The organism is Burkholderia sp. A2, from assembly GCF_001729305.1.
GTDB lineage: Bacteria > Pseudomonadota > Gammaproteobacteria > Burkholderiales > Burkholderiaceae > Burkholderia > Burkholderia sola.
This window is the reverse complement of the sequence record NZ_LZXX01000084.1, coordinates 24,458-37,057: the sequence shown is the minus strand read 5'-3', so window position 1 is coordinate 37,057 and position 12,600 is coordinate 24,458. Positions and strand designations below refer to the sequence as shown.

Here is a 12,600-nt window from a genome sequence, read left to right as displayed (position 1 = left end):
GCCGACAGCTCGATGATCGGTGGATGCGTGGTCTTGAAGAACGTGTTGTAGAACGGCAGTTCCTGGATCTGGCGATACGCGGCGTCGGCGAGTTCCTTGCGGCCGTAGCCGACGTTCACGCACCAGAGGCCGGCCATCCCGTCGATCACCTTGTTGCCGTCCGAGTCCCACAGGTAGACGCCGTCGGCCTTGACGATCACGCGGCTGCCGGCGCGGTTGAGCGCGCCCATGTCGGAGAACGGGTGGATGTGGTGCGCGGCGTCGAGCGCGCGAAAATCGGCAGTCGAGTACCGCGGAAAAGCGTCGTTTCGATCGGTCATGTTTTCTCCGTCAAACAGCGCCGCACGCCTACACGTGCAGCAGCAGATGCCTGCGTTCCCACGAGCTGATCACGCGGAAGAACGCTTCGTATTCGGTTTCCTTCAACGCCAGGTAGGCCTTCACGAACTTGTCGCCGAGGATGCCGGCGAGCGGCTCGCACGCGGCCATCAGCGAGATGCCTTCCTCGAGGTTGCGCGGCAGCTGGTACGGCAGGTCGTAGCCGTCCGATGCGATCGGCTCGGTCGGCGCGAGCTGTTGCGTGATGCCGAGATAGCCGGCGGCGAGCGTCGCCGCGAATGCGAGGTACGGATTGCAGTCGACGCCCGGAATCCGGTTCTCGATACGACGCGCGACGGGGCTCGACTGCGGGATGCGAAAGCCCACCGTGCGGTTGTCGTAGCCCCATTGCACGTTGATCGGCGCGGCCATGAAGCGCGACAGGCGGCGATACGAATTGATGTACGGCGCGAAGATCGGCATCAGCGCCGGCGTGTACTTCTGCAGCCCGGCCAGATAGCTGTGGAACAGCGGCGACACGGCGCCGTTTTCGTCGGCGAACAGGTTACGCCCGGTGCGTATGTCCGCGAGGCTCTGATGAATGTGCATCGCGGAACCCGGCTCGTTTTCCATCGGCTTGGCCATGAACGTCGCATACATGTTGTGACGCAATGCGGCCTCGCGCACCGTGCGCTTGAACAGGAACACCTGGTCGGCCAGCGACAGCGCGTCGCCGTGCATGAAGTTGATCTCCATCTGCGCGGCGCCGACTTCATGGATCAGCGTCTCGATATCGAGGCCCTGCATTTCGCAATACTCGTAGATGTCCTCGAACAGCGGATCGAACTCGTTGACGGCCTCGATCGAATACGACTGGCGGCCCGTTTCCGCTCGCCCCGTACGGCCGACGGGCGGACGCAGCGGCAGGTCGGGGTCGGCGTTCATGTCGACCAGATAAAACTCGAGTTCCGGTGCGACGACCGGCTTCCAGCCCTTCGCCTCGTACAGGTCGAGCACGTGGCGCAGCACGTAGCGCGGCGAGATCTCGACCGGCGAGCCGTCGAAATGCACGCAATCGTGGATCACCTGCGCGGTCGGATCGACCGCCCACGGGATCAGGCAGATCGTCGACGGATCGGGTACGCACACCATGTCGGGATCGGTTACGCCGGTCAGCGTGCCGTCCTCCGGATAGTCGCCGGTGACGGTCTGCACCATCACGGCCTGCGGCAGGCGCATCGATTCGCCGGATTCGAACTTGTTGCGCGGAATGATCTTGCCGCGCGCGATGCCGGCCATGTCGGGAATGATCGCCTCGACTTCGGTGATGCGGTGCTGTCGCAGGAATTCGCTCAGTTCGGGTTGCATGATCGGTCTCGTTAGTCGATGTCGATATCGGATGCGGCCGGCGACGGCGTCGCGCCGCCCGCATGAAGGCGGTGCGTCATCCGCGCGCGGCACGCCGCGCCGAACGCCGCGAAGATGTCGCGCGACAGCGGCTGCTCCGCGTAGCGCCATTCGGGATGCCACTGCACGCCGAGCGCGAACGCACGCGCGCCGCGCACGCTGACGGCTTCGACCAGCCCGTCGGGCGCGCTCGCCTCGACGGCGAGCCCCGCGCCCAGGCGCGCGAGGCCCTGGTCGTGCAGCGAATTGACCGTCGCCTCTTGCGCGCCGCGCGCGATCCGCTGCAGCAAGCCGCCCGGTGCGAGCTGCACGACATGCGCGGGACCGTACTGCCGTTCGAGCGGATCGTCCGGCCGTTCGCGGTGGTCGTCGAAGCCGGCCATCACATGCAGCCGCTGATGCAGCGTACCGCCGTACGCGACGTTCAGCTCCTGCATGCCGCGGCAAATGGCGAGCACGGGCACGCCCGCGTCGATCGCCGCGCGGATCAGCGGCAATGCGGTCGCATCGCGCGCCGGATCGTGCAGCGTGTCGGGCACGCTGGCGGCGCCGCCGTAGTGATGCGGTTCGACGTTCGAATAGCTGCCGGTCAGCAGCAGTCCGTCGATTGCCGCGACGATCGCATCAGCCGGCTGCCGCGCGCCGAGTGCGGGCAAGACGAACGCCAGCGCGCCGGCGCCGTCGACGATGGCGGCGAGGTACTTCTCGCCCGCCGTGTGGTTCGGGTGGGCGCCGCGCAGGATGCGGTCGGCGGTGACGGCTACGATCGGTCGTGCACGCATCGGCGTCTCTCCGGTAAGGGCGCGCGACACGCTTGCGCGCGCAACGATGCAGGTTCACGGGTACGTCGCACACGCGCGCAATCGCGCGGCGCAGGCGCAAGCGCGCTCCTGCCGCACGGATGCTGCGACAGCGGGCGATACGACCTGGGACGAAAACGGAAACGGACGCTAGGGCAACAACGATGCGCTGCCGTCGCACTGCACCGCGCTGAACAGGTGCGCGGTCGCGAGATTGAAGCGGCGCGGGCCGCGATGGGAAATGGCGAAGAAGCGAGGCTCGCGTAACGGGGTGGCGCGCGTGCCGCGATCAGCATGCCGGTTCGGCCCGGCCTGAGGCGGCGCGCCCGCCGACGGACTTCGCGTCCGGCGTATCGAAGGGCTGGCGGCTTTCACGATCGTACTCGACTGACTGATGGAGGCAGGACACGTGTCGCTATGCCGCGTGGCGACACGTCAGCAAGATGTCTCGCAGCGGATGCCGGCGCGGTCGGGCCATGTCGATGGCCTCGCCGCCGGTACCCACGTGACGACTTCCTGACATTCAGCTTATATCACCTAAAAATTGCGTCAAATTTTCAGGGGCCGATGACGCCATCGATCAGACGAAAAAAAACGGCATCGATCGCGCGGATCGATGCCGTTTTGTGCATTGCATCGGCTTGCCTGCCCTGTGCCGACGGGGCGGCACGCACTGCCTCGCCGCGCTGCCGCATGAATGCGGCCCCTGCTCAGCGATGCGCGAGCGCCGTTTCGACGAGCGTCTGCAGCAACGGCACGATCCGCGCTGCACGCGCTTCGTCGTACGCGTAGGGACGCGTCTCCTCCATGTAGGTGATCTGCGACAGCTCGAGCTGCACGGCCTCGACGCCGGTCTCGGGCACGCCATAGTGGCGCGTGATGTAGCCGCCCTTGAAGCGCCCGTTCGCGACGGCCGTATAGCCGCCGTGCGCGAGCACGCGCGCGGCGAGCGCCTCCGCGAGCCCGGGCGCCGCACTCGCGCCACTCGACGTGCCGAAGTTGAAGTCCGGCAGGCGGCCGTCGAAGAAACGCGGCACGTGCGAGCGGATCGAATGCGCTTCCCACACGAGCACGCGGCCGTGTTCGCCTTTCACGCGCGCGATCTCGCGTTGCAGCGCGTCGTGATACGGCACCCAGTAGCGGTCGCGGCGACGCATGATCTCGTCGTTGCCGGGCAGCGCGTTCGCCGGATACAGCGGCGCCTTGTCGAACGTATCGACCGGCACGAGGCCCGTCGTGTCCTGCCCCGGATACAGGTTCTCGTTGTCGGGCGGACGGTTCAGGTCGACCACGTAACGCGCATGCGACGGCACGAGGATCGACGCGCCGAGATCGGCCGCGAAGCCGTACAGCCGCTCCAGATGCCAGTCGCAATCGTCGACGAAGCGCGCGTCGGGCGTCATCGTCGCGGCGATGTCGTCGGGAATGTACGTGCCCGCATGCGGAATCGAGATCAGCAGCGGCAGCGTGCCCTGCTTCAGCGTGAATACAGCCGGTTGTTCAGTCATGTCGCCTCACCGTAAGAGTCGGCCGGCGCACCGTGCGCCGGTTGCCGCGCGTCAGCGCAGCAGTTGCGCCAGCGCGGCGCGGTAGTCGGCGTACGCGGCGGCTTCGTCGCGATGGCGGCGGCCGCTCACGACGCGCTCGCCGCCCGTGTAGACGTCGAGCACCGGCGTCTCGCCGTGCTCGGCGAACACGATGCCCGACAGCCATGCGGCGCTGTCGTGTTCGGCAATCGCCGGATGATCGGGATCGAGCACGAGCCAGTCGGCGCGACAGCCCGCGCGCAGCGCACCGATGCGCCGCCCGCTCGCCTGCGCGCCGCCCGCGAGCGACGCATCGAACAGGCGATCGGCGACGTGCGTCTGCGACGCGCTCGCCAGCACGTTGCGCGCGCGGTGCACGAGCCGCTGCCCGTATTCGAGCAGGCGTAGCTCCGAGCGCCAGTCGACCGACGCGTGGCTGTCCGAGCCGACGCCGATCACGCCGCCCTGCGCGAGATAGTCGACGGCCGGGAACACGCCGTCGCCGAGGTTCGCTTCGGTCGTCAGGCACAGCCCGGCGACCGCGCGGCGCTTCGCGAGCGCCGCCGTCTCGGCTGCATCGACGTGCGTCGCGTGCACGAGGCACCAGCGCGCATCGACGTCGAAACGATCGAGCAGCCATTGGACCGGGCGTGCGCCGTACGCGCGCACGCAGTCGTCGACTTCGGCCGTCTGCTCGGCGATGTGGATATGCACCGGCGCATCGTCGGGCAGCCCGTCGAGCAGCACGCGCAGCCCGTTCTCGGACACCGCGCGCAGCGAATGCGGCGCGACGCCGTAGCGCAGCCCGCCATGCTCGGGCGCCGCGCGACGCATCGCGTCGAGCAGTTCGAGCACGCCGTCGGGCGTGTTGATGAAGCGGCGCTGGTCGTCGCGCGGCGGCTTGTTGCCGAAGCCGGCGAACTGGTACGACACGGGCAGCATCGTGATGCCGATGCCGGCCGAGCGCGCGGCGTCGACCACGCGCGTGCCGAGCGCCGCGATCTGCGGATAGCGGGAGCCGTCCTGCGCGTGATGCACGTAGTGGAATTCGCACACCGACGTGTAGCCGCACTTGAGCATCTCGACATACAGCCAGCGTGCAATCGCCGCGAGCGCGTCGGGCGTGATCTTCAGCGCGAAGCGGTACATCAGGTCGCGCCAGCTCCAGAAGCTGTCGGCGGGATTCGCGCGGTATTCGGTGAGCCCCGCCATCGCGCGCTGGAACGCGTGCGAATGCAGGTTCGGCATGCCGGGCAGCACCGGCCCGGCCGCGCGCGCGACGCCGGCCGGTGCGTCGGTGTCGGGCGTCACGTCGGTCAGCGTGCCGGCCGCGTCCCAGCGCAGCAGCACGTTGCGGCGCCAGCCATCGGGCAGATAGGCGTGGTCCGCGAACAACAGGGTATCGGTCATTGCGTGTCCTCATCGACCGGATCGAGCGCTTGAGCCTCTCGTCCGGCCCGGTGCCGCGGCCGGCAGGCGCGAGCGCGTCGCGCCAGCGCCGGCCTCGCGGCGATCGACCGGAATGCGCCGTTGCACAGCGAGTCCGGTCCCTGCAAAGCGTCGGCCGGGCCGGTGCGTCACGTACCCGGCCCGGTGCGTCGCAAAACTATCCGTTCATCCTGCGAAACACGGTCGTGCCGCTGCGTACGACCTGCTCGCACAGCGGTCGGCCGATCCAGTACGCCAGCTCGGCCAGCGAGCCGACCGACCACGCGGCGAAGTCGGCCTGGCGACCGACCTCGAGCGCGCCGTGGCGATCCCCGCGGCCGAGCGCCGCGGCCGCATGGCGGGTGACGCCCTGCAGCACCTCCGGCACCGTCATGCGGAACAGCGTGCAGCCCATGTTCAGCGTGAGCAGCAGCGATTCGAGCGGCGACGTGCCGGGGTTGTGATCGGTCGCGAGCGCGATCGGCACGCCATGCTTGCGCAGCAGCTCGATCGGCGGCAATTGCGTTTCGCGGATGAAGTAATACGCGCCGGGCAGCAGCACGGCGACCGTGCCGGCCGCCTTCATCGCCTCGATGCCGGCTTCGTCGAGAAATTCGAGGTGATCGGCGGACAGCGCGCGGTAACGCGCGGCGAGCGCCGTGCCGCCCGCATTCGACAGTTGCTCCGCATGCAGCTTCACCGGCAACCCTCGGCGTGTCGCCGCTTCGAACACGCGCTCGGTCTGCGCGAGCGAAAAGCCGATGCGTTCGCAGAACACGTCGACCGCGTCGACGAGCCCTTCGTCGGCCAGCGTCGGCAGCATCCGCTCGCACACTTCGTCGATGTAGTCGTCCGCGCGTCCCGCGTACTCCGGCGGCAGCGCGTGCGCGCCGAGGAAGGTCGTATAGACGGTGACCGGGAAGCGTTCGCCGAGCTGGCGCGCGACGCGCAGCATCTTGCGCTCGCTTGGCAAGTCGAGCCCGTAGCCCGACTTGATCTCGATCGCGGTCACGCCTTCGGCGAGCAGCGGCTGCAGACGCGCGGCGGCCTGCACGAACAGCGTCGTCTCGTCGGCCGCGCGCGTCGCGCGCACCGTCGACACGATCCCGCCGCCCTGCCGCGCGATTTCCTCGTAGCTGACGCCCGCGAGGCGCTGCGCGAATTCGTCGGCGCGCGTGCCGCCGTACACGAGGTGCGTATGGCAGTCGACGAGGCCCGGCGTCACCCACGCGCCGTGCAGGTCCTCGCGCCGCCAGTGCGCATAGCCGTGCGGCAGCGCGGACAATGCGCCGAGCCACGCGATCGTGCCGGTTTCGTCGACGGCGATCGCAGCGTCGTCGATCGTCTCGTCGGGATGGCCGTGCGGACACAGCCTCAGGTGATGCCAGACAGTCGGTTTCATGCGTTCAGTCTCGTTCGCCGACGGCAAGCGATACGGCCAGCAGCGCGCCGCCTCCGCTCACGACGACGTCAAACGCACGCCGCGGCCCGTCGAGCCGCAACGTGTCCATTTCCTGCAGCGCATAATGCGCGCCGTCGATCTCGACGCCGACCGCGCCCGTCGCGCAGAACAGCAGTACGGTATCGGCGCGCTCGATGCGGTGCGTGCCTTCGGGCCACACGTCGACCGTCCCGCGCGCGGCCGAACGGCGCGTCATCAGGTTGAAGTCGCGCGTCGCGCCGTCGTGCAGCGTCGCGTCGATCGCCGTCTCGCCGGCGAAGTCCACCCGGGCGAGCGGCGCGTCGAGCATGTGCTTCGCCCCGCCCGCTTCGGCGAGCGTCATGCCCGCGCCGGACAGCAGCACGAGCGTGCGGTCGACGCCGTCGAAACGCGAGAACGGCCCGGCCGCGCCGACGTCCGCGACGCTCACGCGCCATGCGAACGCATCGAGCGCGGCGCCGGGCGGGAACGCGCCGATTTCGCGCGTCACGCCGCCGCCGTTCTTCCACGGCGACGCGACGAGATCCGCCGCGCGGATCATCACGGCGGCCAGCGTCGCGTTCACCGGCGCCTGGTCGAGCGCCGTCATGCTCAGCGGCCGAGCATCGGCAGCTTCAGGCCGGCTTCGCGGGCCGTCTGCTGCGCGAGTTCGTAGCCGGCATCCGCATGGCGCATCACGCCTGTGGCCGGATCGTTCAGCAGCACGCGACCGAGACGCTCGTGCGCATCAGCCGTACCGTCGGCGACGATCACGACGCCCGAGTGCTGCGAGAAGCCCATGCCGACGCCGCCGCCATGGTGCAGCGACACCCACGATGCGCCGCCCGCGGTGTTCAGCAGCGCGTTGAGCAGCGGCCAGTCGCTGACCGCGTCCGAACCGTCCTTCATCGATTCCGTCTCGCGGTTCGGGCTCGCGACCGAACCGGTGTCGAGGTGATCGCGGCCGATCACGATCGGCGCCTTCAGTTCGCCGTTCTTCACCATCTCGTTGAACGCCTGGCCGAGGCGGTAGCGATCCTTCACGCCGACCCAGCAGATCCGTGCCGGCAGGCCCTGGAACGCGATGCGCTCGCGCGCCATGTCGAGCCAGTTGTGCAGGTGCGGATCGTCGGGGATCAGCTCCTTCACCTTCTGGTCGGTCTTGTAGATGTCTTCCGGATCGCCGGACAGCGCGACCCAGCGGAACGGCCCCTTGCCTTCGCAGAACAGCGGGCGGATATAGGCCGGCACGAAGCCCGGGAAGTCGAACGCGTTCTCGACGCCCATTTCCAGCGCCATCTGGCGGATGTTGTTGCCGTAGTCGAGCGTCGCCGCGCCGCGTTCCTGCAGCGCGAGCATCGCGCGCACCTGCACGGCCATCGACTGCTTCGCGACCTTCACGATGCTCTGCGGATCGACCTTCTGCGCTTCGCGCCATTGCGCGACGGTCCAGCCTTGCGGCAGGTAGCCGTTGATCGGATCGTGCGCGCTCGTCTGGTCGGTCACGCAGTCCGGCGTGATGCCGCGCGTGACGAGTTCCGCGAACACGTCGGCCGCGTTGCCGAGCAGGCCGACCGACACCGGCTTGCCGGTGCGCTTCGCTTCGTCGATCATGCCGAGCGCTTCGTCGAGCGTCGTCGCCTTCTTGTCGACGTAGCGCGTCTTCAGGCGGAAGTCGATGCGCGTCTCGTCGCATTCGACCGCGATCATCGAGAAGCCGGCCATCGTCGCGGCGAGCGGCTGCGCGCCACCCATCCCGCCCAGGCCGCCCGTCAGGATCCAGCGGCCCGACGGATCGCCGTTGAAATGCTGGTTCGCGACCGAGAAGAAGGTTTCATAGGTGCCCTGCACGATGCCCTGGCTGCCGATGTAGATCCAGCTGCCGGCCGTCATCTGGCCGTACATCATCAGGCCCTTGCGATCGAGCTCGTGGAAGTGATCCCAGTTCGCCCAGTGCGGCACCAGGTTCGAGTTCGCGAGCAGCACGCGCGGCGCATCCTTGTGCGTGCGGAACACGCCGACCGGCTTGCCCGATTGAATCAGCAGCGTTTCGTTTTCCTCGAGATCCTTCAGCGACGCGAGGATCTGGTCGTAGCATTCCCAGTTGCGCGCCGCACGGCCGATGCCGCCGTACACGACGAGCGCATGCGGATGCTCGGCGACTTCCGGATCGAGGTTGTTCTGGATCATCCGGTAGGCCGCTTCGGCCAGCCAGGTCTTGCAGGTCTTCTCGCTGCCGCGCGGCGCGCGGATCGTGCGCGTCGGATCGAGACGGGGATCGATGTGTTTCGGATGATTCATGACGGCTGCTCCCGAAGGAAATGGAAGATCAAATAGGAATCAGAAATGCCCGGTGAAGCGATAACGGCTGCCGGGATGCCACAAATTCGCCACCGAGGCGACGACGCCCTGCGACCAGGTGCGCCGATGTAAAACCAGACACGGTTCGACGCCGTCCATCCGCAGCTGCTCGCGCCGCTCCGGCGCCGGGGCCGCCGCTTCGATCCGGTACTCGACGCGCTGCAGCGGCGCCGCGCGCATCAGGTACAGGTTCGGCGTCGTGTTCGTGAAATCCTGCTCGGCGTAATCCGGCGCGACCGCCGGATTCACCCATCGTTCCTCGAGCTGCACCGGTTCGTCGTTCTCGAAGTGCAGCACCTGCGAATGAAACAGCTTCGTGCGCACGGCCACCTGCATCTCGTCGGCAAGCGCATCGTCGGCGCGGATCGTGTCGAGCCCGAGCACGCTGGCGCGGTACGCATGCCCGCGTGCGCCCACCTCTTCCGAGATGCTGCGGATCGCGACCAGCGTCGACTCGTACTTCGGCCGCGCGACGTAGGTGCCCGCGCCCTTCATGCGCGTGAGCACCTGCTCGGCCGTCAACTCGCGCACCGCGCGGTTGACGGTCATGCGCGCCACCTTGAACTCGCGTGCCAGTTCGTTCTCGGACGGCACCTGATCGCCCTCCGCCCATTCGCCGGCGTGAATGCGGCCCAGGATGAAATCCTTGATCTCCTGGTAGACCGGCGCGCTCATCGGCTTACTGTTCCGACGCGAACGAGAACGGCGCGATCTTCGCGAACGCACGCTCGCCGACCAGCTTCGCGATCGCCGCGATGTCCGGTGCGAAGTAGTGGTCGAGTTCGTAGTGCGCGACCTTGCCGCGGATCGTCTCCATCACCGGCGCGAGCTTCGGGCTCGTGTGGTACGGCGCACGCAGGTCGACGCCCTGGGCGGCGGCCAGCAGTTCGATCGCGAGGATGTGCTTCGTGTTGTCCGCGATGTCGGCGAGCTTGCGCGCGGCGAACGTCGCCATCGACACGTGGTCTTCCTGGTTCGCGGAAGTCGGCAGCGAGTCGACCGACGCCGGGTGCGCGAGCGTCTTGTTTTCCGACGCGAGAGCGGCCGCCGTCACGTGCGCGATCATGAAGCCGGAGTTCACGCCGCCGTCCTTCACGAGGAACGGGGGCAGGCCCGACAGCGTCGCGTCGATCAGCAGCGCGATGCGGCGCTCGGCCAGCGCGCCGATTTCCGCCGCGGCGAGCGCGAGGTTGTCGGCCGCGAACGCGACGGGCTCGGCGTGGAAGTTGCCGCCCGACAGCACTTCGCCGGTATCCGGGAAGATCAGCGGGTTGTCCGACACGGCGTTCGCTTCGACCAGCAGCACGTCGGCCGCGTGGCGCATCTGGTCAAGGCACGCGCCCATCACCTGCGGCTGGCAGCGCAGGCTGTACGGATCCTGCACCTTGTCGCAGTCGCGGTGCGACTGGTTGATCGGCGAACCTTCGAGCAGTTCGCGGTACGACGCGGCCGCGTCGATCTGGCCTTGATGGCCGCGCAGTTCGTGGATGCGCGCGTCGAACGGCTTCACCGAGCCGGCTGCCGCGTCGACCGACAGCGCGCCGGCGACGAGCGCGGTGCGGTACAGGTCTTCGATCGCGAACATGTTGTCGAGCGCGAGCGCGGTCGACGCCTGCGTGCCGTTCAAGAGCGCGAGGCCTTCCTTCGCCTGCAGCGTCAGCGGCGCGAGACCCGCGACGCGCAGACCGTCGAGCGCGCTCGCGCGTTCGCCGCGGATGAACACTTCGCCGACGCCGAGCAGCACGGCCGACATGTGCGCGAGCGGCGCGAGGTCGCCCGATGCGCCGACCGAGCCCTTCACCGGGATCAGCGGCAGCACGTCCGCGTTGAACAGCGTGATCAGCGCGTCCATCACTTCGCGGCGGATGCCCGAGTGGCCGCGGCCGAGGCTCGACAGCTTCAGCGCCATCAAGAGGCGCACCGACGAGCGCGCCATCGGCTCGCCGACCCCGACCGCGTGCGACAGCACCAGGTTCTTCTGCAGCAGTTCGAGCTGGTCGTGCGGGATGTGGGTGCTCGCCAGGCGGCCGAAGCCCGTGTTGATGCCGTACGCCGGCTCGCCCTTCGCGGCGATGTCGGCGACGGCCTTCGCGCCCGCGTCGATCTTCGCGAAGCTGGCCGGGTCGAGCTTCAATTGCACGGATTCGCGTGCGATCCGGCGCAGTTGCGGGAGGGTCAGATGGCCGGGGGTCAACGTAATCATGTGAGCAATCCTGTCTAGACAAGTTCGGAATGGCTTGAAGTGTAGCCATCGAAACTTGTCTAGACAACCCGTTTTTCATTATTCCGGCCTCGGGAGTTTCCCTGATGACCGGCGGGGCCCGCCGGGCCGGTCAGCGGGATCCGTTTTTTAACGTATGTTGCAATTATTTTGTATTTGGCAACATACGAATCAACATTCGCCACGGAGACCGTCATGCCCTTCCCGTCACGATTCGCCGCCCGCGTGGGCCGTCCTCTGCTCGTCGCCGCGTGCGCACTCGCGTGCGGCGCGTCCGTCGCCGCCGAGCCGCTGTCCGGCACGCTCGAGAAGATCCGGCAGTCCAACCTGATTTCGGTCGGCCATCGCGAAACGTCGGTGCCGTTCTCCTATGTCGATGCGAGCGGCAAGGTCATCGGCTTCTCGCAGGACCTGTGCGACCGCGTGATCGCCGCGGTGAAGGCGCGCACCGGCAAGCCCGACCTGCAGGTGCGCTTCATTCCTGTCACGTCGCAGAACCGCATTCCGCTCGTGCAGAACGGCACCGTCGATCTCGAATGCGGCGTGACGACCAATCTCGCCGCGCGTCATGCACAGGTCGCGTTTTCGACCACCTTCTTCGTCGCGACGACGCGCCTGCTCACGCGCACGAGCTCGGGCGTCCGCGACTTCCCCGATCTCGCCGGCAAGACGGTCGTGACGAACCAGGGCACGACGTCCGAACGCCTGCTGCGCAAGATGAACGAGGAAAGGAAGATGAACATGCAGATCATCAGCGCGAAGGACTACGGCGAAGGACGCCTCACGCTCGAATCGGGCCGCGCGGCCGCGTACATGATGGACGACGTGCTGCTCGCGGGCGTGCGCCAGCTCGCCGCGAAGCCGGCCGACTGGCAGCTCGTCGGCACGCCGCAATCGTCAGAAGCCTACGGGTTCATGCTGCGCAAGGACGATCCTCAGTTCAAGGCGCTCGTCGACGGCGTGCTCGTGCAGCTGATGAAAAGCGGCGAGATCAACGCGCTGTACGACAAATGGTTCATGAAGCCGGTGCCGCCGAAGGGGCTGTCGTTCGACTTCCCGATGAGCGACGTGATCAAGGCCCGCTACGCGGCGCCGAACGACGCGCCGCTCGAATAAGCG

Annotated in this window: 11 protein-coding genes; 1 reads left to right on the top strand and 10 read right to left on the bottom strand. The window is 67.9% G+C overall.

Annotation, left to right across the window (positions count from 1 at the left end; translation table 11 throughout):
• From A9Z05_RS08905 to hutH, 10 genes are all read right to left on the bottom strand, one after another.
• The coding region (locus tag A9Z05_RS08905; protein ID WP_141723391.1) for an aminotransferase class III-fold pyridoxal phosphate-dependent enzyme at positions 1-320 on the bottom strand (320 nt) is incomplete at its 3' end.
• A gap of 28 nt (positions 321-348) precedes the next feature.
• Positions 349-1,686, bottom strand: a complete 1,338-nt coding sequence (locus tag A9Z05_RS08900) for a glutamine synthetase family protein (protein ID WP_069617762.1) — start codon at positions 1,684-1,686, stop codon at positions 349-351.
• Positions 1,687-1,697: 11 nt separating this feature from the next.
• On the bottom strand, positions 1,698-2,507 hold the full coding sequence (locus A9Z05_RS08895) for a gamma-glutamyl-gamma-aminobutyrate hydrolase family protein (protein ID WP_069617761.1): 810 nt from the start codon (positions 2,505-2,507) through the stop codon (positions 1,698-1,700).
• 728 nt (positions 2,508-3,235) lie between these two features.
• Positions 3,236-4,033: an N-formylglutamate deformylase gene (gene hutG, locus A9Z05_RS08890; RefSeq protein ID WP_069617760.1), complete on the bottom strand. Its 798-nt coding sequence runs from the start codon at positions 4,031-4,033 to the stop codon at positions 3,236-3,238.
• Positions 4,034-4,084: 51 nt separating this feature from the next.
• A complete protein-coding gene (locus A9Z05_RS08885) occupies positions 4,085-5,461 on the bottom strand; it encodes a formimidoylglutamate deiminase (protein WP_069617759.1) in 1,377 nt (458 codons plus the stop codon).
• Positions 5,462-5,657: 196 nt separating this feature from the next.
• A complete protein-coding gene (hutI, locus tag A9Z05_RS08880) occupies positions 5,658-6,881 on the bottom strand; it encodes an imidazolonepropionase (RefSeq protein ID WP_069617758.1) in 1,224 nt (407 codons plus the stop codon).
• Between the two features lie 4 nt (positions 6,882-6,885).
• Positions 6,886-7,509, bottom strand: a complete 624-nt coding sequence (locus tag A9Z05_RS08875; RefSeq protein WP_069617757.1) for a HutD family protein — start codon at positions 7,507-7,509, stop codon at positions 6,886-6,888.
• A gap of 2 nt (positions 7,510-7,511) precedes the next feature.
• Positions 7,512-9,200: a urocanate hydratase gene (hutU, locus tag A9Z05_RS08870; RefSeq protein ID WP_059791395.1), complete on the bottom strand. Its 1,689-nt coding sequence runs from the start codon at positions 9,198-9,200 to the stop codon at positions 7,512-7,514.
• A gap of 39 nt (positions 9,201-9,239) precedes the next feature.
• Positions 9,240-9,935 carry a histidine utilization repressor gene (gene hutC, locus A9Z05_RS08865; RefSeq protein ID WP_069617756.1) on the bottom strand — a complete coding sequence of 232 codons (696 nt, stop codon included), beginning with the start codon at positions 9,933-9,935 and terminating at the stop codon, positions 9,240-9,242.
• Positions 9,936-9,939: 4 nt separating this feature from the next.
• Positions 9,940-11,463, bottom strand: a complete 1,524-nt coding sequence (hutH, locus tag A9Z05_RS08860) for a histidine ammonia-lyase (protein ID WP_069617755.1) — start codon at positions 11,461-11,463, stop codon at positions 9,940-9,942.
• 213 nt (positions 11,464-11,676) lie between these two features.
• Between hutH and A9Z05_RS08855 the strand changes: the two genes are divergently transcribed.
• A complete protein-coding gene (locus A9Z05_RS08855; protein ID WP_069617754.1) occupies positions 11,677-12,597 on the top strand; it encodes a glutamate/aspartate ABC transporter substrate-binding protein in 921 nt (306 codons plus the stop codon).
• Positions 12,598-12,600: the final 3 nt, after the last annotated feature.

Coding starts and splice junctions, on each gene's coding strand:
- A9Z05_RS08900 (WP_069617762.1), bottom strand. CDS start 1,686: ATGCAACCCGAACTGAGCGAATTCCTGCGACAGCACCGCATCACCGAA.
- A9Z05_RS08855 (WP_069617754.1), top strand. CDS start 11,677: ATGCCCTTCCCGTCACGATTCGCCGCCCGCGTGGGCCGTCCTCTGCTC.
- hutU (WP_059791395.1), bottom strand. CDS start 9,200: ATGAATCATCCGAAACACATCGATCCCCGTCTCGATCCGACGCGCACG.
- A9Z05_RS08885 (WP_069617759.1), bottom strand. CDS start 5,461: ATGACCGATACCCTGTTGTTCGCGGACCACGCCTATCTGCCCGATGGC.
- hutH (WP_069617755.1), bottom strand. CDS start 11,463: ATGATTACGTTGACCCCCGGCCATCTGACCCTCCCGCAACTGCGCCGG.
- hutI (WP_069617758.1), bottom strand. CDS start 6,881: ATGAAACCGACTGTCTGGCATCACCTGAGGCTGTGTCCGCACGGCCAT.
- A9Z05_RS08895 (WP_069617761.1), bottom strand. CDS start 2,507: ATGCGTGCACGACCGATCGTAGCCGTCACCGCCGACCGCATCCTGCGC.
- hutG (WP_069617760.1), bottom strand. CDS start 4,033: ATGACTGAACAACCGGCTGTATTCACGCTGAAGCAGGGCACGCTGCCG.
- hutC (WP_069617756.1), bottom strand. CDS start 9,935: ATGAGCGCGCCGGTCTACCAGGAGATCAAGGATTTCATCCTGGGCCGC.
- A9Z05_RS08875 (WP_069617757.1), bottom strand. CDS start 7,509: ATGACGGCGCTCGACCAGGCGCCGGTGAACGCGACGCTGGCCGCCGTG.